Source organism: Paraburkholderia denitrificans (assembly GCF_042655705.1).
In the GTDB taxonomy this organism is placed as follows: domain Bacteria; phylum Pseudomonadota; class Gammaproteobacteria; order Burkholderiales; family Burkholderiaceae; genus Paraburkholderia; species Paraburkholderia denitrificans.
The window spans coordinates 365517-385341 of the sequence record NZ_JBHSMP010000007.1; the positions used below are offsets into that span (position 1 = coordinate 365517).

Below are 19825 nucleotides of genomic sequence, written 5' to 3' on the forward strand. Positions count from 1 at the left end.
ATAAGCGAACCGTAAGGTTGTCGACCCACCCTTGCGCCTCGCCCCATTCTTCACGAGCAAAGCACACATGACCCAGTCCAACGTTGCGTTCCTGCCGTTCGTCAAACCCGAGATCGACGAAGAAACCATTCAGGGCGTCGCCGACGTGCTGCGTTCCGGCTGGATCACGACCGGCCCGCAGAACCAGGCGTTCGAAGCCGCGCTGTCGGCATTCTGCGGCGGCCGGCCCGTGCGCACGTTCAATTCCGGCACCGCGACGCTCGAGATCGGTCTGCGCATCGCGGGCGTCGGTGCGGGCGACGAGGTCATCACGACGCCGGCGTCGTGGGTCGCCACGAGCAACGTCGTCTACGAAGTCGGCGCGACGCCCGTATTCGCCGATATCGATCCCGTCACGCGCAACATCGACCTCGACAAGCTCGAAGCCGCCATCACGCCGCGCACGAAGGCCATCATCCCGGTCTATCTCGCCGGGATGCCCGTCGATATGGACCGGCTCTACGCAATCGCCCGCCAGCACGGGCTGCGCGTGATCGAGGACGCCGCGCAGGCGTTCGGCGCGACATGGAACGGCAAGCGCATCGGCGCGTTCGGCGACCTCGTGTCGTTCAGCTTCCACCCGAACAAGAACCTCACGTCGATCGAAGGCGGCGCGCTCGTCCTGAACGACGAAGCCGAAGCCTTGCTGGCCCAGAAGTACCGCCTGCAGGGCATCACCCGCACGGGTTTCGACGGCATGGACTGCGACGTGCTCGGCGGCAAGTACAATCTCACGGATGTGGCGGCGCGCGTGGGCCTCGGCCAGCTCAAGCACATCGAACGCTTCACCGCGCAGCGGCGTGCGCTCGCGCGCGCCTACTTCGCGGGTTTCGAGGGCGGCGCGGCAGTCGGGCTGGGCATGGGACTGCCCGTGGCGGACTTCGCCAACAGCAACTGGCACATGTTCCAGATCACGCTGCCGCTCGAAAAGCTCACGATCAGCCGGGCGGATTTCATGGCGCAGCTGAAGGAGCGCGGCATCGGCTCGGGCGTGCACTACCCGGCGATTCACCTGTTCACGCTCTATCGCGAGCGCGGTTTCAAGGCGGGCATGTTCCCGCACGCCGAGCGGTTCGGCGCGACCACGGTCACGCTGCCGCTCTTCACGCAGATGACGAACGACGACGTGGCGCGCGTGTGCCGCGCCGTCAACGAAATCTGCGCGCAGTACGCGGCGGGCTGAGCCCGACGAGCTGGACGCCAGGCTGCACAGCCAGTCCACACTGAGCGAACGCATTACGAAAACGGAAAAGACGCACTCATGACTCAAACGGAACAAGGCACCTTGACCCCGGACACGCCGGAAGTCTCGGTCATCATTCCGGTCTACAACGAGGAAGCGGGACTCGACGCGCTGTTCGCGCGCCTGTACCCCGCACTCGACCAGCTCAGCACGTCGTATGAAGTCATCTTCATCAACGACGGCAGCCGCGACCGCTCGGCCGCCATGCTCGCCGACCAGTTCCGCGCACGCCCCGACACGACGCGCGCGATCCTGCTGAACGGCAACTACGGCCAGCACATGGCGATCCTCGCGGGCTTCGAGCAGGCGCGCGGCGAGATCGTCATCACGCTCGACGCCGACCTGCAGAATCCGCCCGAGGAAATCGGCAAGCTCGTCTCGAAGATGCGCGAAGGTTTCGACTACGTCGGCACGATCCGCAAGCAGCGCCAGGACAGCCTGTGGCGCCGCAAGGCCTCGCAGGCGATGAACCGCCTGCGCGAGCGCATCACGCGCATCAAGATGACCGACCAGGGCTGCATGCTGCGCGCGTACAGCCGCCGCATCATCGACACGATCAACCGCTGCGGCGAAATCAATACGTTCATTCCGGCGCTCGCGTACACGTTCGCGCAGAACCCCGTCGAAGTCGAAGTCGCGCACGAGGAGCGCTTCGCGGGCGAATCGAAGTATTCGCTCTACAGCCTGATCCGCCTGAATTTCGACCTCGTGACCGGCTTCTCGGTCGTGCCGCTGCAATGGCTGTCGTTCATCGGCGTGATTCTGTCGCTCGGCTCAGCGGGCCTGTTCGTCCTGCTGCTGATCCGCCGCTTCATCATCGGCGCGGAAGTGCAAGGCGTGTTCACGCTCTTCGCCATCACGTTCTTCCTGCTCGGCGTGATCATCTTCGCGCTCGGGCTGCTCGGCGAGTACATCGGCCGCATCTATCAGCAGGTGCGCGCGCGTCCCCGTTATCTGGTGCAGACGATTCTCGAACAGCGCAACGCGCCTGCCATCGCGCAAGCGCCGCGCGAGAACCTCGCACCGCCCGTCCAACCGGCCTCGCTCAGTCAGGGAGCACAAAAATGAAGCCGCGCGCCGTCGTCTTCGCCTATCACAACGTTGGAGTGCGCTGCCTGCAGGTGCTGCTCGCGGGCGGCGTCGACGTCGAACTCGTCGTCACCCACGAGGACAGCCCGACCGAGAACATCTGGTTCGGCAGCGTGAAATCAGTGGCGCTGGAGCATGGCATCGACGTGATCACGCCCGCCGACCCGAAGAGCGCCGAGCTGCGCGCGGCCGTTTCGGCGGCGCGCCCGGATTTCATCTTCTCGTTCTACTACCGGCACATGCTGTCCGCCGACCTGCTCGCGCTCGCCGCGCGCGGCGCGTACAACATGCACGGCTCGCTGCTGCCGAAATATCGCGGCCGCGTGCCGACCAACTGGGCCGTGCTGCGCGGCGAAACCGAAACCGGCGCGACGCTGCACGAAATGGCGGCGAAGCCCGACGCGGGCGCGATCGTCGCCCAGACGCCGGTGCCGATCCTGCCCGACGACACCGCCGCGCAGGTCTTCGACAAGGTCACGGTCGCCGCCGAGCAGACGCTCTGGCGCGTGCTGCCCGCGCTCATCGCGGGCGAGGCGCCGCATCTGCCGAACGATCTCGCGCAGGGCAGCTACTTCGGCGGGCGCAAGCCGGAAGACGGCCGCATCGATTTCAGCCAGAGCGCGCAGCAGGTCTACAACCTGATCCGCGCCGTCGCGCCGCCGTATCCGGGCGCGTTTGCCGACATCGGCGGCGAGCGTTTCATGATTGCCCGCGCGCGCCTCGCCCGGCCGGGTGCGGCGCCTGCGGCGCTGGCCGGATTGCCCGCGGGCATCCACGTAAGCGATAATGCGCTCTTTGCCCTCTGCGGCGACGGTCGCGCCATCGCGATCCACGAACTGCGGCACCTGTCCGGACATGCCGAAGGGCAATCCGGCGACGGTCACGAAACCGTCGTCACGCCCGCCGCATTCGCCGAATTCACCTCATCTGCATCCCGTCAATGAAAAAAGTCCTGATCCTGGGTGTGAACGGCTTCATCGGCCACCACCTCTCCAAGCGCATCCTCGAAACCACGAACTGGGAAGTGTTCGGGATGGACATGCAGACCGACCGCCTCGGCGATCTCGTCAAGCATGAACGGATGCACTTCTTTGAAGGCGACATCACGATCAACAAGGAGTGGGTCGAGTACCACGTCAAGAAGTGCGACGTGATCCTGCCGCTCGTCGCGATCGCCACGCCCGCAACGTACGTGAAGCAGCCGCTGCGCGTGTTCGAACTCGACTTCGAGGCGAATCTGCCGATCGTGCGTTCGGCCGTGAAGTACGGCAAGCACCTCGTGTTCCCGTCGACCTCCGAGGTCTACGGCATGAGCAGCGACGAGCAGTTCGATCCGGACGCCTCGCCGCTCATCTACGGCCCGATCAACAAGCCGCGCTGGATCTACGCGTGCTCGAAGCAGCTCATGGACCGCGTGATCTGGGGCTACGGCATGGAAGGCCTGAACTTCACGCTGTTCCGTCCGTTCAACTGGATCGGCCCGGGCCTCGACACGATCTACACGCCGAAGGAAGGTTCGTCGCGCGTCGTGACGCAGTTCCTCGGCCACATCGTGCGCGGCGAGAACATCAGCCTCGTGGACGGCGGCGCGCAAAAGCGCGCGTTCACCGACATCGGCGACGGCATCGACGCGCTGATGAAGATCATCGAGAACAAGAACGGCGTGGCGACGGGCAAGATCTACAACATCGGCAACCCGGCCAACAACTTCTCGGTGCGCGAACTCGCGCACAAGATGCTGGCGCTCGCCGCCGAGTACCCGGAATACGCGGAGTCCGCCAAGCGCGTGCAACTGGTCGAAACGTCGTCGGGCGCGTACTACGGCGCGGGCTACCAGGACGTGCAGAACCGCGTGCCGAAGATCGACAACACGAAGCAGGAACTCGGCTGGGCGCCCAAGGCGACGTTCGACGACGCCCTGCGCAATATCTTCGAAGCGTACCGCGGCCACGTCGGCGAGGCCCGCGCGCTCGTCGAACAGCAGTAACGCGCACACGCGGCAACAGGGAACCTGGCAACTTGGCCCGCATCGTCCTGAAAATCGACGTCGACACGCTGCGCGGCACGCGCGAAGGCGTGCCGAATCTCGCGCGCATCTTCGACCGTTACAAGGCGCGCGCGACTTTCCTCTTCGCCCTCGGCCCGGACCACACGGGCTGGGCGCTGCGCCGCGTGTTCCGCCCGGGCTTCCTGAAGAAGGTCTCGCGCACGTCGGTGGTCGAGCATTACGGCGTGAAGCAGTTGATGTATGGCGTGCTGCTGCCCGGGCCGGACATTGGCGTGAAGGCGGCCGCCGATATGCGCGCGATCCACGAAGCCGGTTTTGAATGCGGCATACACACGTGGGATCACGTGTACTGGCAGGACAACGTGCGCAACCGCGACGGCGACTGGACCGCACGCGAGATGCGCAAGAGCTACGAGCGCTTCACGCAGATCTTCGGCACGCCGCCCGTCACGCACGGCGCGGCGGGCTGGCAGATGAACGACGCGGCCTTCCGGCAGATCGACGCCTGGGGCATGCGTTACGCGTCCGATGGGCGCGGGCACTCGCCCTATCTGCCGGTCGTCGACGGGCATACGCTCAACCACGTGCAGATGCCGACCACGCTGCCGACGCTCGATGAAGTGCTCGGCGTGGATGGCATCGATGAGAACACGGTCGCCGCGTGGATGCTCAAGCTCACCGAGCATAATCCGCATGACCAGGTCTTCACGCTGCACGCGGAACTCGAAGGCCAGAAGCTTGCGCCCGTGTTCGAGCAGCTGCTCGCGGGCTGGCGCGCGCAGGGCCACACGTTTGCCACGATGGGCGACTACCATGCCGCGCTGGACCTCGAATCGCTGCCATCGTACCCTGTCACCTGGGGCGAGATCGAAGGCCGTTCCGGCCAGTTGATCGTCCAGCCCGACTGAATCCGCCGTTCGCACGCGTATCCCGAAGCTGGCCGCCGCGAAGGCTGCATGCGATGCGTGCCGCCTTTGCATGCCCCCTTCGCGTACGCCGCACGCATCGTCCGACCATCATCCGAGACAATAACAACCGGAGAATCCTGTGCCGATCGCAGTCGACCAACCCGTTCCCGACTTCACCGCCCCCGCCACCGGCGGCGACTTCACGCTGTCGAGCCTCAAGGGCAGCAAGGTCGTCCTGTACTTCTATCCGAAGGACAACACGCCGGGCTGCACGACCGAAGGGCTGCAGTTTCGCGACCTCAATCCGAAGTTCGAAACAGCGGGTGCGCGGATCATCGGTGTCTCGCGTGACAGCGTGCGCTCGCACGAGGGCTTCAAGGCCAAGCTCGAACTGCCGTTTACCTTGGTATCGGATGCCGATGAAGCGCTATGCACGCTCTTCGACGTCATCAAACTGAAGAAAATGTATGGCAAGGAAGTGCGTGGAATCGAGCGCTCCACGTTCCTTATCGACGCCTCTGGCGTGCTGCGTCGCGAGTGGCGCGGCATCAAGGTTCCGGGCCATGTCGACGAGGTCCTGGAAGCTGTACAAGCGCTTTGAGGCGCGTTATATTGGGCTGCAATGAGTGCCTGTCCACCCCATTTTTCGTCGCGTTGCGACCCAGGTTATGACCCGGGTTACATCCCAGATACGGCCGGTCGTCGAATGACCGGCGATGCACATCCGGGGCACCGCGCCATTGCCGCAGTCGAGCCGCTTGCCTCGTTAGCCGGGGCGGCGGCTTTTTTGTTTGCAGTTCCGCCACCGCGCCGGAACACGTTGCGGTCACGCGTCTTCGTCAAGGAGCCGATCGAAAACCAGGCGAACCGGCATTTCCAGACCTGAGCGCGCACCCAGCGCGGCTGCACAGGGCGCCTACCCGGCGCCCGGACCGCACCGCCCGAAAGCGCACCCTACTCGACCACTCGACCCGAATTTTTCGAGGGACACCATGCCTTTGCCTACCCCCCCCAGCAAGCTCGGCAACCTGCTGCCGCCTGAGGAATACAAGGCGCGCGCGCGCGCCACGCGCGGCAACCGCAAAGCTGTAAGCGAACAAGACGCTGTCGCCGTCGCGGACTTCGGTCCCGCGAGCGTCGCCGAGCCGATGTCCCCGGCCGCGAACGCCGCAACGACGCTGCGCACGGTCCCCCTGCCGACCGGCGACGCCGAACTGGCCGCCCTCGAACCCGTCGCGCCCGCACCCGCGAAAAAGCGCAAGCAGCAGGCCGCTGCGCTGCTGCAGCCCGTCCAGGCGCGCGCCGAGCCTGAAGCACCCGTCGCACCGGTCGCACGCAGCGCCAAACCGGCCGCCGCGAAGCTCGACGCCGGCGCCGCAACGGGTAAGCGCGCCACCGGGAAAAAACGCCTGCATCCGGAAGAAAGCATCGAAGTGCGCAAGCTCTTCGTGCTCGACACGAACGTGCTGATGCACGATCCGACCTGCCTGTTCCGCTTCGAGGAACACGACGTCTATCTGCCGATGATGACGCTCGAGGAACTCGACAACCACAAAAAGGGCATGTCCGAAGTCGCGCGCAACGCACGCCAGGTGAGCCGCACGCTCGACCAGTTGGTGGCGACCGCCGACCCGATCTCGGAAGGCATTTCGCTCGCGCGCCTCGGCAGCCGCGAAGCGCTCGGCCGTCTGTACTTCCAGACCACGCTCACGCACATCGATCCGGTCGACGGCCTGCCCCAGGGCAAGGCCGACAACCAGATCCTCGGCGTCGTGCGCGCGCTGCAGCGCGACCGGCCGGACCGCCTCGTCGTGCTGGTGTCGAAAGACATCAACATGCGCATCAAGGCGCACGCGCTCGGCCTGCCCGCGGAAGACTACTTCAACGATCAGGTTCTCGAAGACAAGGATCTGCTCTACTCGGGCGTGCGCGCGCTGCAGCAGGATTTCTGGACGAAGCACGCGAAGGGCATGGAGTCCTGGCAGGACACCAAGACCGGCACGACCTATTACCGCGTGACGGGTCCCGAGTGCGCGTCGATGCTCGTGAACGAGTTCGTCTATCTGGAGCCGCAAAACGGCGAACCGGCGTTCCACGCGATCGTGCGCGAACTCAACGGCAAGACGGCGCTGTTGCAGACGCTGCGCGACTACGGCCATCACAAGAACAACGTGTGGGGCATCACGGCGCGCAATCGCGAGCAGAACTTCGGGCTCAATCTGCTGATGAACCCGGAGATCGATTTCGTCACGCTGCTCGGGCAGGCGGGTACGGGCAAGACGCTCGTCGCGCTCGCGGCGGGCCTCGCCCAGGTGCTCGACGACAAGCGCTACAACGAGATCATCGTGACGCGCGCGACGGTGCCGGTCGGCGAAGACATCGGCTTCCTGCCGGGCACGGAAGAGGAAAAGATGCAGCCGTGGATGGGCGCCTTCGACGATAACCTCGAAGTCCTCCAGAAGACCGACGACGCAGCCGGAGAATGGGGCCGCGCGGCCACGCAGGAACTGATCCGCTCGCGGCTGAAGGTCAAGAGCATGAATTTCATGCGCGGGCGCACGTTCGTCGACAAGTACCTCATCATCGACGAAGCGCAGAACCTCACGCCGAAGCAGATGAAGACGCTCGTCACGCGCGCGGGTCCGGGCACGAAGATCGTGTGCCTCGGCAATATCGCGCAGATCGATACGCCTTATCTGACTGAAGGCAGCTCGGGCCTGACCTATGTCGTCGATCGCTTCAAGGGCTGGGCGCACAGCGGCCACGTAACGCTCGCGCGCGGCGAGCGCTCGCGGCTGGCCGATTACGCGTCGGACATCCTCTAGGCAACATCGAGGCAACATCGAGCGCAAGCCGCTCACGAGGGCTGTATCCGGATCACCGGATACAGCCCTTTTTTATTGCGCAGCGTTCCAGCGAAGCAACAGTTGGCGCACCAACTTCAAGTAAATTATCAAGAATTCTTGCGAGTGCCGCGCCAGACGGGCTACCATCGGCGCATTATCCGCTACCATCCGCAGCGGGCGCCCTCGCCCGTCCGAGCGTTTCATGCGCCGACTCTGGCTTCCGTTACTGATCGTGGTCTTCCTCGCGGCGTGTTCGAGCACGCCGGAAAGATATTCGCGCAGCGGCGGCTCATCGACGGCCATCAACGCCTCGCGCACCCGGCCACCCGGTTTCCCGAATTTCGTCGATCACAGCGTCGGCCGCGAAGAGATCTCGATCCAGGCGATGGGGCTCGTCGGCATTCCCTACCGCTGGGGCGGCAATACGCCCGATAGCGGCTTCGATTGCAGCGGGCTCGTCAAATACGTGTTCGCGCGCGCGGCGTTTGTCGATCTGCCGCGCACGACCGCCGACATGAGCGGACGCGGCGAGTCCATCGAGCCGGACGAAATCGCCGCCGGCGATCTGGTGTTCTTCAATACGACCGGGCGGCCGCATTCGCATGTCGGGATCTACGTCGGCAAGCTCCGCTTCGTCAATGCGCCCTCGACAGGCGGGACGGTGCGGCTCGACTATCTGACGAACCCGTACTGGGCGAAGCGCTTCGACGGCATCCGCCGCATGGCGCCGCCCAAAGCCACGCCGCAACCGTTCGATACGCCCACCTGGCAAGCGTCCGCGCCCACCCAGCCTGCGCCTGCCGTACCCGCCGTGGCTGCCGCGCCCATGCGCGTGACGAGCGTGAATCAGAACCGGACAATGCCTGCTGCGGCACCCGCGCCGGTTGTCCCAGTCTATGCGGCCGCACGGCCAGCCACCGCGCCAGCGGACGCGTTCGAGCCGCCGCCCGCGGCGCCCGCCACCGCGCAGATGCAGGCGCGCATGGCTGACGGAGCAACGCCCGCAGCGGCCAGCGCCAACGCGCCCGATGCCGACTCGCAACCCGACGCCATCGCCGCAGCCGCCGACGCCTTCGAGCCGCCGCCGCCCGTCGCCGTTGCGGCCGAGCGCCAGGCGGCGCAAGCCGGTTCGACGTCAATCACACCCGCTGCATCGTCCATGCCGCCCGTGCGGATCATGCGCGCCTTGACGGCGCAACCGGCCGGGCGTGCGCCCACGCAGACGAACGACGATCCGATCGCTCGCTTCGCCAACAGCGCCTTCTGATTTCGCGCACAACCGTGCGTGCCCATCCGCTCGCGACATGCCGGTGCGGTTTTCGCCGCCCGCTGCGTCTGCTATCGTTCTGATACCTTTTCGCAGCGAGGCAGCGATGGATCTCGGACTCGGCAACAAGGTGGTACTGGTGACGGGCGGCAGCAAGGGCATCGGACTGGCCTGCGCGCGCGCGTTCGCGAAGGAAGGCGCAAAAGTCGCGATCGTGTCGCGCGATCCGGCGAATCTCGCCCGCGCGCGCGAGCAACTCGCGGACGAAGGACTGCACATCCATCTCACGCGCGCCGATCTGCACGAACCGCACAGCGCGGCAGACGTGGTCGAGGATGTCTCGACGGCCGTGGGCCCGATCGACATCCTCATCAACAGCGCGGGCGCAGCCCGTCGCTACGATCCGGAAGCGCTGGATGCCGCCGCCTTCAAGGCGACCATGGAAGCGAAGTACTTCCCGTACATCTATCCGCAGCAGGAAGTGCTGCGCCGGATGGTGGAACGCGTGAAGGCCGGTGCAACGAGCGAACCCGGAACCATCGTCAACATCATCGGGATGGGCGGCAAGTTCGCGAGCGACATCCACATTGCGGGCGGCGCGGCCAACGCCGCGCTCATGCTCGCCACGGTGGGGCTTGCGCACTATCACGCGCGCTACGGCATCCGCATCAACGCAATCAATCCGGGCGCGACGCTCACGGAACGGCTGCAAGAAGCGGTGCGGCTGGAAGCCGAACGAGAAGGAATCGATGAAGCGACGGCGCTCGCGCGCAGCGAGGGCAAGGTGCCGCTCGGCCGCTATGCGAAGCCTGAGGAGATTGCGGACGTGGCGCTCTTTCTTGCAAGCCGCCGCGCCAGCTATGTGACCGGTGCGCTCATCCCGATGGACGGCTGCTCGACGCCGCTCATCTGAGCAGCCCGCACGGGCGATCAAGGCAACCCGGCGCCGCCTGCCGCAGCGCCGGGCACCGTGTTACATGATGCGGTGGCCGATCCACCAGCCCGCGGCGGCGAGCGCCGCCGAAGCCGGAATCGTCAGAATCCACGCCCAGACGATGTTGCCCGCCACGCCCCAGCGCACGGCGGAGAGCTTCTGCGTCGCGCCCACGCCGACGATTGCGCCCGCAATGGTGTGCGTCGTCGAAACCGGAATGCCGAGCCACGAAGCCGTGAAGAGCGTAATCGCCCCGCCCGTCTCCGCGCAGCAGCCGCCGACCGGCTTGAGCTTGGTGATCTTCTGCCCCATCGTGCGGACGATCCGCCAGCCGCCGAACAGCGTGCCGAGGCCCATCGACAGGTAGCACACGCCCACCACCCAGATCGGCGGCGCGTCGGCGGCCATCGAGGCGTAGCCCGTGGCGATCAGCAGCATCCAGATGATGCCGATGGTTTTCTGCGCGTCGTTGCCGCCGTGGCCGAGGCTGTAGAGGCTCGCGGAAAGGATCTGCAGACGCCGGAAGCGCCGGTCCACCTTGCTTGGCGGCGTGCGGAAATAGAGCCACGACACCAGCAGCATGAAGAACGAGCCGAGGATGAAACCGAGCAGCGGCGAGATGAAGATGAACGCGACCGTCTTCATGAGGCCGTCGAAGTTCAGCGAATGCCAGCCCGACTTCGCGAGCGCCGAGCCCACCAGGCCGCCGATCAGCGCGTGCGACGAGCTGGACGGAATGCCGTAGTACCAGGTCACCACGTTCCAGGCGATTGCCCCGATCAGCGCGCCGAACACGACGTAGTGATCGACGATTCCAGGGTCGATGGTCCCCTTGCCCACCGTGCGCGCAACGTTCAGGTGGAAGATGAAATAGGCGATGACGTTGAACATGGCGGCGAATGCCACCGCCTGCTGCGGTTTGAGCACGCCCGTCGACACGACCGTGGCGATCGAGTTCGCCGCGTCGTGAAAACCGTTCATGAAGTCAAAAACAAGCGAGATGGCCACGAGCGACGCGACCATCCAGATGGCGAGTTGTATCGATTGCATCGCGTCGGGCTCAGGCGTTTTCCAGCACGATGCCTTCGATGATGTTCGCCACATCCTCGCACTTGTCGGTGATCGACTCGAGCAGCTCGTAGATCGCCTTCAGCTTGATCACAGTCTTGACGTTGTCTTCCTCGCGGAAGAGCTTCGACATGGCCGAACGCAGCAGCCCGTCCGCCTCGGATTCGAGCCGGTCGATGTCCTCACAGGCTTGCAGGATCTCGCGTGCCTGCTTCATGTCGGACAGCATCCCAACCGCGGCCTGAACCCGTTCGACGGTCGCCGTGCAGACGTGCGCAAGCTGGCTCGCCTCGGAGGTCACGGCCTGCACGTCGTAGAGCGAAATGGCCGTGGCCACGTCTTCCATCAGGTCGAGCGCGTCATCCATCGCCGAAATCAGCTTGTGGATCTCGTCGCGGTCGAGCGGCGTGATGAAGGTCTTGTGAAGCAGGTCGATTGCTTCGTGGGTCAGCTTGTCGGCGGCCTTTTCGGCAACCTGAACGTTCTGTTTGTGGATTTCCGCATCGGCCAGGTTGTCGATCAGAAGCTCCAGCTCCCGGCTTGCAGAAACGAGGCACTTTGCGTGCGCATTGAAAATTTCAAAGAACTTGCCCTCGGTGGGCATGAATCGGCCGAACATTTGAATCCCGGAAATTGGTCTCGGATTACTGTCATCCAACGGCAATGCGTCTGTCATACAGCGGCCACATTGTACCGTCCGTCCACGCGCGCGCGACTCGCCGCCCACGCAAACGCGGGGTTAAGCCACACGCGACAGAAGCGCGCATGCGGCGCGCATCAGTTCAGGTCGCTTTCCGGCTACTCGCCGTAGAAGTTCTGCGCCCCGGCAAAATTATCGAATTTCGTGTATTGGCCGTGGAACGTGAGGCGAACAGGCCCGATCGGGCCGTTACGCTGCTTGCCGATGATGATCTCGGCAGTGCCCTTGTCGGGGCTGTCCGGGTTATAGACTTCGTCGCGGTAGATAAACAGGATCACGTCCGCGTCCTGCTCGATAGCGCCCGATTCGCGCAAATCCGACATCACCGGGCGCTTGTTCGGCCGCTGTTCCAGACCGCGGTTCAGCTGCGAGAGTGCGACCACCGGCACGTCGAGTTCCTTGGCGAGGCTCTTGAGCGAGCGCGAGATTTCGGAGATTTCCGTCGCCCGGTTCTCGCCGGTCGACGAACCGCTCATCAGCTGCAGATAGTCGACGATGATGAGCCCAAGCTTGCCGCACTGGCGCGCGAGGCGCCGTGCGCGCGAGCGCAGCTCCATCGGGTTCAGGCCGCCGGTTTCGTCGATGAAGATCTGTGCTTCGCTCATTTTCTGCACGGCGTGCGTGAGCTTCGGCCAGTCTTCGTCCGTCAGGCGGCCGGTGCGCATGCGGTGCTGGTCCAGCCGCCCGACCGAGCCGAGCATACGCATGATGAGCTGCGTGCCCGGCATTTCCATCGAGAACACCGCCACGGGCAGGCCATACTCGACGGCCACGTATTCGCCGATGTTCATCGAGAACGCGGTCTTACCCATCGACGGGCGCCCCGCCACGATGATCAGTTCGCCGCCGTGCATGCCCGAGGTCATGCGGTCGAGGTCGACGAAACCCGTCGGCGTTCCGGTCACGTCGCTCGGATTGGCCGTGTGATACAGCGTGTCGATGCGCTCCACGACCTGCGTGAGCAGCGGCCCGATTTCGAGGAAGCCCTGCGTGCCGCGCGCGCCGTCCTCGGCGATCGAGAACACCTTCGCCTCGGCCTCGTCGAGCAGCTGGCGCACTTCCTTGCCCTGCGGATTGAACGCGTCCGAGGAAATTTCGTCGGCGACCGAAACGAGGCGCCGCAGCACCGCGCGGTCGCGCACGATTTCCGCATAGCGACGGATGTTCGCGGCGCTCGGCGTGTTCTGCGCGAGTGCGTTCAGGTACGCGAGGCCGCCCACGTCGTCGGCCTTGCCCGAGGTGGTGAGCGCCTCGTAGACCGTCACCACGTCGGCCGGGCGCGAGGACGCGATCAGGCGGCCGACATGTTCGTAGATAACGCGGTGATCGTAGCGGTAGAAGTCGCTTTGCGCGAGGAAGTCGGCAATCCGGTCCCAGGCGGCGTTATCCAGCAACAGGCCGCCGAGCACCGATTGCTCGGCCTCGATCGAATGCGGCGGGACTTTCAGCGACTCGAGTTGGGGATCGTTCGGAGCGTTCATGGAGGGCAATTATCGGACAAGCCAGCCACCTGGAACAAGCAGCAAACCTGTCAAACGGCAGGACGGGTCACGCACAATAAAAAAGGCAGAAGCCGCGGGGCTCCTGCCTTTCTTGAACCGACAGCGCTCGAGCGGCCCAACCGGGCCGCCCAGGATGCTTAGACGTGCTCGCCCAGCACCGACACCGTGACGTCGACGATGACGTCGGTGTGCAGGCTGACTTGCACCGGGTGGTCGCCCACCATCTTCAGCGGGCCTTCCGGCAGGCGCACTTGCGCCTTTTCCACTGCGAAGCCTTGCTTGGTCAGCGCGACGGCGATGTCGGCGTTCGTGACCGAGCCGAACAAACGGCCGTCCACGCCAGCCTTCTGGCCGATCTGAACGGTCAGGCCGTTCAGCTTTTCGCCTTCTGCCTGAGCGGCTGCCAGCTTTTCTGCGGCGACCTTTTCGAGTTCGGCGCGGCGAACTTCGAATTCGGCGATCGCGTCCTTCGTGGCGCGACGGGCCTTCTTGTTCGGGATCAGGAAGTTACGTGCGTAACCGTCCTTCACCTTGACGATGTCGCCCAGATTACCGAGGTTGACGACTTTTTCGAGAAGAATGATCTGCATTCGGATGCTCCTTGTAGCGTCGTCGGGTTAGGCCTTGTGCTGGTCGGTGTACGGCATCAGCGCAAGGAAACGCGCGCGCTTGATAGCCGTGTCCAGCTGACGTTGATAGTGGGCCTTGGTACCCGTCAGACGCGCCGGCGTGATCTTGCCGTTTTCGCCGATGAAGTCCTTCAGCGTATCGATATCCTTGTAGTCGATCTGCTCGACGCCTGCAGCCGTGAAGCGGCAGAACTTCTTACGCTTGAAGAGCGGGTTTTGCTGTTGACGACGTTTGTCGAATTTCTTACCAGTCGGGCGGGCCATGATTAGTCCTTTCCTGTACCTTGCATTTCGGTGATGTGAAACACCAAGGTTCGCGCGTTACGGTGCTTTTTCGCCAGAAAACCGGTGAAGAGCGTCTCGACGCCCATTTCACAGCTTTCCAGCTTGCCGCAAGCCTCGCCGGCGGCCACAGCATCCATCGTCAGTTCCACGAGGCGGGCAACGCCGGCCTCGACGACTTCGGTGCGGTGGTGCAACGTGCAGCTTGCGATCGGAACGCCGGCGGGGGTATATCGCACCGGTTCGCGTTCGACGACGCTCGCCTTGAGTTGCAGCCTGTTCACGGGGCTTACGAAGTTAACTTAAGCAGCCAGGCTCGAATCCTGATGGCTTGTGTAATTTAAGCCTGCGCGTCGGTCGGCTGGGCAGCCGCCTTCTTGGCTTCTTCGCGCTGCACTTCCTTCATCATCGGCGACGGGCCGGTTTCGGCCTTCTTCATCTTGACGATGAGGTGACGCAGAACGGCGTCGTTGAACTTGAACGCGTGTTCCAGTTCGTCGAGCGTGGTCTGGTCGCATTCGATGTTCATGCAGACGTAGTGAGCCTTCGCGAGTTTCTCGATCATGTAGGCCAGTTGACGACGGCCCCAGTCTTCGATGCGGTGGATCTGGCCACCGTGCGACGTGATCGTGCCCTTGTAACGCTCGATCATGGCGGGCACTTGCTCGCTTTGATCGGGGTGCACGATGAAGACGATTTCGTAATGACGCATTACACACTCCTTGTGGATTAAAGCCGCCCGGGCGCCATTGAATTCTCCGGATTACCCGTTGAATTCTCCGGTGCGGCAAGTGAGAAGCCGAAGAGTGTAACGCGAGACAGCGTCGCGCGCAACTGAAATCAGTCGCGCGCGGCGTGTTTCGGACGTGTTTTCAATGACTTGGCGTGCCCTGCCCCGGTCGGGCGTGCGTCAACTACATGCGAGCGGCGTGCCAACTGTGTGCCAGCTGCGCGCCAACCGAGGCATCGCATGCGCGTTCAAGCGCCGCCGAGGCGCGCGTCCAGCGCGGCGCGCAGGCCCGTGAGCGCCTCCGGCCCGGCATCAGTGACGGCCCACCAGGTCATGCCGCCAGCCTGCCAGCGCGCCAGCGCGTAGCCCTCGCTGATGCGCGGCGGCGGGCCCGCAGTCGCAGCCGGACCCGCCTCGCCCGGCGGGAAGACGTAGAGATCGATCACGTGCTTGCGATAGTGATAGACGAGCACCGCCACGCGCTCACGCCCCACATAGTCGAGCCGGCCGCCTGCGAGCGGGAAGCCCTCGGCGGCGAGATCCTCGACGGGCGGCGCGTAGTCGATCTTGCCGTTGAACCACGGCTTGACCGTGTGCTTGTCCGTCGAGATTACATCGAGATCACGTCCCGAGATCTGGGCGCGGACGTGGCTCGCCACGAGTTCGTTCACGAATTCGCCGCCGGTTGCCGGGCGGCGCAGGTTCAGCGCTGCAGCAAAGCCGAGCGCACAGAGCACGAGCAGCGCACCCGCGAACCAGCTGAAGCCCGCCGCCTGCCCTCCGGCACCCGAGAATCCACCGAACCCGCCAAAGCGTGGCCACGGCCAGGCGCTCCAGCCGGTCTTGCGCGCACGCCCGCGCTCGGGCTCTTCGACGATCTCTCCCGCGCGAGCACCCTGCCCGGCTACGACCGGCGGCAAGGCCGCGATGATGCGCGCGCCGAGCCCTGCCGGTGCGCGGTAGTAGTCCGCGGACTTCACCGCCTTCGACATCGCCTGCACGGTCTGCGCGTCGCGCCGGCACTGTGCGCAGCCGGACAAATGCTCCCGCACGCGCCATTCGTCGGCGGCGGAAAGCTCGCGGTCGACGCTCGCGTCGATCAGTGGGCGCACTTCGTCACATTTCATCGGGCGCCTCCGTCGTAGAGTCACCTGGACGGCCATCTGTATGCGGCTGCGGTCCGCCATCGACAGCCGCCTCGCCAGCGAACCGGCCGACACTCCCCCGCACCGATGGCCGCCTTGCCTGATGGCTCGCCCCGCCGCCATCATCCGCGCCGTTGCCGCTCGTGCCTGGACGCGCAGTTTGCACGTTCGTTTGCACGTTCGTTTGCACGTCAGGCTGCACATTGGGCTGCACGTTGCCTTGCACACGCCCCTGCGAAGCCGCGAGCAGCACCGCGAGCCGACGGCGTCCGCGCGCCAGCCGCGACATCACGGTTCCCACCGGGAGATCGGCGATCACCGCAATCTCGCGATAACTCAATTCCTCCATCTCACGCAGCACGAGCACTTCTCGATACTCCACCGGCAGCCTGTGCAGCGCATCCTGCACGACGCGCGCATCTTCCGCGCGGATTGCGAGCGTTTCCGGGTCCGCGCTCGCGGTTTCCCAGCCTTCCGGCGGCGTGTCGTCGCGCAACTCGTCGAACGGCGTCACCTCTTCCGATGTCGAGCGCCGCCGCCACTCGTCGTACCAGACGCGCCGCACGATCGCGAGCAGCCACGGGCGCGCGAGGTCGCCACGAAACGTGTCGAAGAAACGGAACGCCCGCAGGAACGCCTCCTGAACGATGTCGTCGGCATCGCCCGGATTGCGCGAGAGCCAGCGCGCGAGGTTGTACGCCGCATCGAGATGCGGCAGCGCGAGCGCCTGGAAACGGCTGCTGCGCGCCGCTTCGTCGCTTCCCGCTGGCTCGACTTGCTCGTTCGCGCTTGCGCCCACGCTCGCCCCTCGTGCCTCTTACGGCATCCCTCGTCCTGCTAACCGCGCCTCTCCCTCTCACCTTCTCGTGTTCAGGCCGCCCTGCATGCAGTACCGGCGCTTCAGCCAGTGTATTCCCGCCGTCTACGCCCGCCAGCGAAAAATAAAGCGGGAATACACGGCACGTCCGCGCGGTAAGACAGGCACATCCACGCGTGAGGAGACGACCATGCCCACCACTCTGAAACGGCGCGACTTCCTGCGCCTCGCCGCACTGGGCGGCGGCGTCGCGTTCGCATCGGCACTGCCCGGCTGGGCCGCTGAACGCGACGCCGATTTCTTCTTCGTCCAGCTTTCGGACGCGCACTGGGGCTTCGAAGGCCCGAAGGTCAATCCCGACGCCAAAGGCACGCTGCCGAAGGCAATCGCCGCCGTCAACTCGTTGCCCGCGAAGCCGGATTTCGTCGTGTTCACGGGCGACCTCACGCACACGACCGACGACCCCACCGTGCGCCGCACGCGCATGCATGAATTCCAGTCGATCATTGCCGCGCTGAAAGTCAAGCCGCTCTATCTGATGCCGGGCGAGCACGACGCGAGTCTCGACAACGGCGAGGCGTACCGCGAGCTGTTCGGTCAGACGCACTACACATTCGACCATCGCGGCGTGCATTTCATCGTGCTCGACAACGTGTCCGATCCTGCGGCCCGCGTGGGCGACACGCAGATCGCGTGGCTCGCCGACGACCTCTCGCGTCAGCGCCCGGACGCCCGCATCGTCGTCTTCACGCACCGGCCGCTTTTCGATCTCGCGCCGCAATGGGACTGGGCCACGCGCGACGGCGCCGCCGTGATCAACGTGCTGCAGAAGCACCAGAACGTCACCGTGTTCTACGGCCATATCCACCAGGAGCATCACACGATGACGGGCGCAATCGCGCACCACGCCGCGCGCTCGCTGATGTTCCCGCTGCCCGCGCCCGGTTCGCAGGCGCAGCGGCTGCCGGTTCCGTGGGATGCATCGGCGCCCTATAAGGGGCTCGGCTGGCGCAGCATCGAAGTCGATGAAGCACCGCAAGCGTATGCGTTGACCGAAATGCCGATCCGCAACCTCACCTGACAACGAAACCTGCCGAGGAGACTGCCATGTTCACCAATTCGAGCGCTGCCAGGCGCCTGGCGCGGCCCGCGCGCCGCCGCTGGTTGCTATTTGCCGCGGCGAGCGCGAGCTTGCTGCTGCGTGTCGATGCGCGCGCGGCGCCGCGCGTGATCAAGGTTCACGCCCGGCGTTTCGTGTTCACGCCGAACCGCATTCCCCTTGCGCCGCACGAACGCGTGACGTTCGAACTCACGGCCGAGGATGCGCTCATGGGCTTCTCGATTCCGCAGCTCGGCGTGCGTGCCGACGTGCCGCCGGGCATCGTGGTCCATCTCGATGCGAAAGCGGGCGACGCGGGCACGGTGCAGTTTCTCTGCGACATCTTCTGCGGTTCGGGGCACGAAACGATGAACGGCGTGCTCGTGGTCGGTTGAGCCTGCGCCGGACGTCTGTGAAAAATGCGCGAAACGTACGCAAAACGCGCATGAAGCGGCGAACGCGGCTCAGTACACCTCGCCGCTCCAGTAACCGGGCCGTGCGTAGGCATCCTTGAGATAGTCGATAAAATAGCGCACCCTGGCCGGCACGTAGCGCTGCTGCGGATAGACCGCGAGGATGTCGTAGTCGGGCAGCGCGTATTCGTCGAGCACGGTCTCCAGTTCGCCGCGCGCGAGCTGCGCATCGATCTCCCACGAAGACCGCCAGCCGAGCCCGAGCCCTTCCGTCACCCAGCGGTGCAGCAGCTCGCCGTCGTTGCAGTCGAGCGTGCCGCCCACGCGCACGGTCACGAGCTTGCCGTTGCGCCGGAAATTCCAGCCGCGGTTCTGCCCGCCCTGCAGATTGAACGCGAGACAGTTGTGCGCGTGCAGATCGTCGAGCGTCTTCGGTCTGCCGTGCCGATGAAAATATTCGGGCGTGCCGCACACCACGCGCCGGTTCGACGCGAGCTTCACGGCGACGAAGTTCGGATCGACCGCGCCGCCGATGCGGATCGACAGGTCGTAGCCCTCGCGCACGAGATCGACGACGCGGTCGGTCAGGTTGAACGACATCTGGAGTTCAGGTTTATCGGCAAGAAACGCGCTCGCGAGCGGCGCAACGTGCTTGCGCCCGAACGCGGCGGGCGCCGACACGATCAGATGCCCGTTCACCACGCGCCGCCCGGCCGTAACTTCGTTTTCCGCCTGGTCCCACTCGGCGAGCAGGCCACGGCAACGTTCGAGAAACGCGCCGCCCTCTTCGCTCACGACGAGCCTTCGCGTCGAGCGGTACATGAGCTTCACGCCTAGCCGCTTCTCCAGCGCGTCGATACGCCGCCCGAGAATCACCGGCGAAACGCCTTCCTCCAGCGCGGCCGCCGCGAGGCTACCCGCTTCCGCGACGCGAACGAAGGTTTCGATCTGCTTGAAGCGATCCATGACGTGTCTCCCGGAATGCCCTTCCGATTGCCGTTCCGCGTGTCGTCCCACTTGTCGCCCGGCGGCATTCCATACTTTTAGTTTCGAAATAAGCGACTTTGGCTGATCTTATCAAACCTTTCTGGCGTGCCTAAAGTGCA

At 64.9% G+C, this 19825-nt stretch carries 21 protein-coding genes; 11 read left to right on the forward strand and 10 right to left on the reverse strand.

The window, feature by feature from the left end:
• Positions 1-67: 67 nt before the first annotated feature.
• From ACFPTO_RS05000 to ACFPTO_RS05040, 9 genes are all read left to right on the forward strand, one after another.
• Positions 68-1222 (forward strand): DegT/DnrJ/EryC1/StrS family aminotransferase, encoded by a 1155-nt coding sequence (locus ACFPTO_RS05000; RefSeq protein ID WP_377709882.1) that lies wholly within the window; start codon positions 68-70, stop codon positions 1220-1222.
• Positions 1223-1300: 78 nt separating this feature from the next.
• Positions 1301-2350 carry a glycosyltransferase gene (locus ACFPTO_RS05005; RefSeq protein ID WP_377709883.1) on the forward strand — a complete coding sequence of 350 codons (1050 nt, stop codon included), beginning with the start codon at positions 1301-1303 and terminating at the stop codon, positions 2348-2350.
• Complete coding sequence (locus tag ACFPTO_RS05010; protein WP_377709884.1) at positions 2347-3315, forward strand: formyltransferase; 969 nt, start codon at positions 2347-2349, stop codon at positions 3313-3315. The genes ACFPTO_RS05005 and ACFPTO_RS05010 overlap by 4 nt, the downstream gene beginning before the upstream one ends.
• Positions 3312-4358, forward strand: a complete 1047-nt coding sequence (locus ACFPTO_RS05015) for a bifunctional UDP-4-keto-pentose/UDP-xylose synthase (RefSeq protein WP_377709886.1) — start codon at positions 3312-3314, stop codon at positions 4356-4358. Before ACFPTO_RS05010 ends, ACFPTO_RS05015 begins: the two co-directional genes overlap by 4 nt.
• Before the next feature lie 32 nt (positions 4359-4390).
• Positions 4391-5287, forward strand: a complete 897-nt coding sequence (locus ACFPTO_RS05020) for a polysaccharide deacetylase family protein (RefSeq protein WP_377709888.1) — start codon at positions 4391-4393, stop codon at positions 5285-5287.
• Positions 5288-5426: 139 nt separating this feature from the next.
• Positions 5427-5888 carry a peroxiredoxin gene (locus tag ACFPTO_RS05025; RefSeq protein WP_377709890.1) on the forward strand — a complete coding sequence of 154 codons (462 nt, stop codon included), beginning with the start codon at positions 5427-5429 and terminating at the stop codon, positions 5886-5888.
• 391 nt (positions 5889-6279) lie between these two features.
• Positions 6280-8112: a PhoH family protein gene (locus ACFPTO_RS05030; RefSeq protein WP_377709891.1), complete on the forward strand. Its 1833-nt coding sequence runs from the start codon at positions 6280-6282 to the stop codon at positions 8110-8112.
• A gap of 223 nt (positions 8113-8335) precedes the next feature.
• On the forward strand, positions 8336-9400 hold the full coding sequence (locus tag ACFPTO_RS05035) for an NlpC/P60 family protein (RefSeq protein WP_377709892.1): 1065 nt from the start codon (positions 8336-8338) through the stop codon (positions 9398-9400).
• A 106-nt stretch (positions 9401-9506) separates the two neighbouring features.
• Positions 9507-10313, forward strand: coding sequence for an SDR family NAD(P)-dependent oxidoreductase (locus tag ACFPTO_RS05040; RefSeq protein WP_377709893.1), 807 nt, complete (start codon positions 9507-9509; stop codon positions 10311-10313).
• Between the two features lie 60 nt (positions 10314-10373).
• Here ACFPTO_RS05040 and ACFPTO_RS05045 read toward each other — a convergent pair whose 3' ends face one another.
• The 9 genes from ACFPTO_RS05045 to ACFPTO_RS05085 all read right to left on the reverse strand — a co-directional run bounded on the left by ACFPTO_RS05045 (position 10374) and on the right by ACFPTO_RS05085 (position 17189).
• The gene (locus ACFPTO_RS05045) at positions 10374-11384 is read right to left on the reverse strand and encodes an inorganic phosphate transporter (RefSeq protein WP_377709894.1); all 1011 of its coding nucleotides are present in this window, start codon (positions 11382-11384) and stop codon (positions 10374-10376) included.
• A gap of 10 nt (positions 11385-11394) precedes the next feature.
• Positions 11395-12021, reverse strand: a complete 627-nt coding sequence (locus ACFPTO_RS05050; protein ID WP_377709895.1) for a DUF47 domain-containing protein — start codon at positions 12019-12021, stop codon at positions 11395-11397.
• Between the two features lie 179 nt (positions 12022-12200).
• Positions 12201-13583 carry a replicative DNA helicase gene (locus ACFPTO_RS05055; protein ID WP_377709896.1) on the reverse strand — a complete coding sequence of 461 codons (1383 nt, stop codon included), beginning with the start codon at positions 13581-13583 and terminating at the stop codon, positions 12201-12203.
• A gap of 158 nt (positions 13584-13741) precedes the next feature.
• Positions 13742-14194, reverse strand: a complete 453-nt coding sequence (gene rplI, locus ACFPTO_RS05060; protein WP_377709897.1) for a 50S ribosomal protein L9 — start codon at positions 14192-14194, stop codon at positions 13742-13744.
• Between the two features lie 27 nt (positions 14195-14221).
• On the reverse strand, positions 14222-14497 hold the full coding sequence (gene rpsR / locus ACFPTO_RS05065; RefSeq protein ID WP_087735833.1) for a 30S ribosomal protein S18: 276 nt from the start codon (positions 14495-14497) through the stop codon (positions 14222-14224).
• 2 nt (positions 14498-14499) lie between these two features.
• On the reverse strand, positions 14500-14799 hold the full coding sequence (gene priB, locus ACFPTO_RS05070) for a primosomal replication protein N (protein ID WP_377709899.1): 300 nt from the start codon (positions 14797-14799) through the stop codon (positions 14500-14502).
• Between the two features lie 56 nt (positions 14800-14855).
• The gene (gene rpsF, locus ACFPTO_RS05075; RefSeq protein ID WP_293042205.1) at positions 14856-15227 is read right to left on the reverse strand and encodes a 30S ribosomal protein S6; all 372 of its coding nucleotides are present in this window, start codon (positions 15225-15227) and stop codon (positions 14856-14858) included.
• Positions 15228-15493: 266 nt separating this feature from the next.
• The gene (locus ACFPTO_RS05080) at positions 15494-16372 is read right to left on the reverse strand and encodes an anti-sigma factor family protein (protein WP_377709901.1); all 879 of its coding nucleotides are present in this window, start codon (positions 16370-16372) and stop codon (positions 15494-15496) included.
• Positions 16362-17189, reverse strand: a complete 828-nt coding sequence (locus ACFPTO_RS05085; protein WP_377709902.1) for an RNA polymerase sigma factor — start codon at positions 17187-17189, stop codon at positions 16362-16364. The genes ACFPTO_RS05080 and ACFPTO_RS05085 overlap by 11 nt, the downstream gene beginning before the upstream one ends.
• 208 nt (positions 17190-17397) lie before the next feature.
• On the opposite strand from ACFPTO_RS05085, the gene ACFPTO_RS05090 reads away from it, so the two are divergent.
• Both ACFPTO_RS05090 and ACFPTO_RS05095 read left to right on the forward strand, forming a co-directional pair.
• Positions 17398-18288, forward strand: coding sequence for a metallophosphoesterase family protein (locus tag ACFPTO_RS05090; RefSeq protein ID WP_377709904.1), 891 nt, complete (start codon positions 17398-17400; stop codon positions 18286-18288).
• 26 nt (positions 18289-18314) lie between these two features.
• The gene (locus ACFPTO_RS05095) at positions 18315-18701 is read left to right on the forward strand and encodes a cupredoxin domain-containing protein (protein ID WP_377709905.1); all 387 of its coding nucleotides are present in this window, start codon (positions 18315-18317) and stop codon (positions 18699-18701) included.
• 69 nt (positions 18702-18770) lie between these two features.
• On the opposite strand, the gene ACFPTO_RS05100 is transcribed toward ACFPTO_RS05095, so the two are convergent.
• On the reverse strand, positions 18771-19685 hold the full coding sequence (locus ACFPTO_RS05100) for a substrate binding domain-containing protein (RefSeq protein ID WP_377709907.1): 915 nt from the start codon (positions 19683-19685) through the stop codon (positions 18771-18773).
• Positions 19686-19825: the final 140 nt, after the last annotated feature.

Excerpts from the sequence above, each read along its gene's own strand:
- ACFPTO_RS05000 (WP_377709882.1), top strand. The coding sequence starts at position 68 with ATGACCCAGTCCAACGTTGCGTTCCTGCCGTTCGTCAAACCCGAGATC.
- ACFPTO_RS05005 (WP_377709883.1), top strand. The coding sequence starts at position 1,301 with ATGACTCAAACGGAACAAGGCACCTTGACCCCGGACACGCCGGAAGTC.
- ACFPTO_RS05010 (WP_377709884.1), top strand. The coding sequence starts at position 2,347 with ATGAAGCCGCGCGCCGTCGTCTTCGCCTATCACAACGTTGGAGTGCGC.
- ACFPTO_RS05015 (WP_377709886.1), top strand. The coding sequence starts at position 3,312 with ATGAAAAAAGTCCTGATCCTGGGTGTGAACGGCTTCATCGGCCACCAC.
- ACFPTO_RS05030 (WP_377709891.1), top strand. The coding sequence starts at position 6,280 with ATGCCTTTGCCTACCCCCCCCAGCAAGCTCGGCAACCTGCTGCCGCCT.
- ACFPTO_RS05035 (WP_377709892.1), top strand. The coding sequence starts at position 8,336 with ATGCGCCGACTCTGGCTTCCGTTACTGATCGTGGTCTTCCTCGCGGCG.
- ACFPTO_RS05040 (WP_377709893.1), top strand. The coding sequence starts at position 9,507 with ATGGATCTCGGACTCGGCAACAAGGTGGTACTGGTGACGGGCGGCAGC.
- ACFPTO_RS05045 (WP_377709894.1), bottom strand. The coding sequence starts at position 11,384 with ATGCAATCGATACAACTCGCCATCTGGATGGTCGCGTCGCTCGTGGCC.
- ACFPTO_RS05050 (WP_377709895.1), bottom strand. The coding sequence starts at position 12,021 with ATGTTCGGCCGATTCATGCCCACCGAGGGCAAGTTCTTTGAAATTTTC.
- ACFPTO_RS05055 (WP_377709896.1), bottom strand. The coding sequence starts at position 13,583 with ATGAACGCTCCGAACGATCCCCAACTCGAGTCGCTGAAAGTCCCGCCG.
- rplI (WP_377709897.1), bottom strand. The coding sequence starts at position 14,194 with ATGCAGATCATTCTTCTCGAAAAAGTCGTCAACCTCGGTAATCTGGGC.
- rpsR (WP_087735833.1), bottom strand. The coding sequence starts at position 14,497 with ATGGCCCGCCCGACTGGTAAGAAATTCGACAAACGTCGTCAACAGCAA.
- rpsF (WP_293042205.1), bottom strand. The coding sequence starts at position 15,227 with ATGCGTCATTACGAAATCGTCTTCATCGTGCACCCCGATCAAAGCGAG.
- ACFPTO_RS05080 (WP_377709901.1), bottom strand. The coding sequence starts at position 16,372 with ATGAAATGTGACGAAGTGCGCCCACTGATCGACGCGAGCGTCGACCGC.
- ACFPTO_RS05090 (WP_377709904.1), top strand. The coding sequence starts at position 17,398 with ATGCCCACCACTCTGAAACGGCGCGACTTCCTGCGCCTCGCCGCACTG.
- ACFPTO_RS05095 (WP_377709905.1), top strand. The coding sequence starts at position 18,315 with ATGTTCACCAATTCGAGCGCTGCCAGGCGCCTGGCGCGGCCCGCGCGC.
- ACFPTO_RS05100 (WP_377709907.1), bottom strand. The coding sequence starts at position 19,685 with ATGGATCGCTTCAAGCAGATCGAAACCTTCGTTCGCGTCGCGGAAGCG.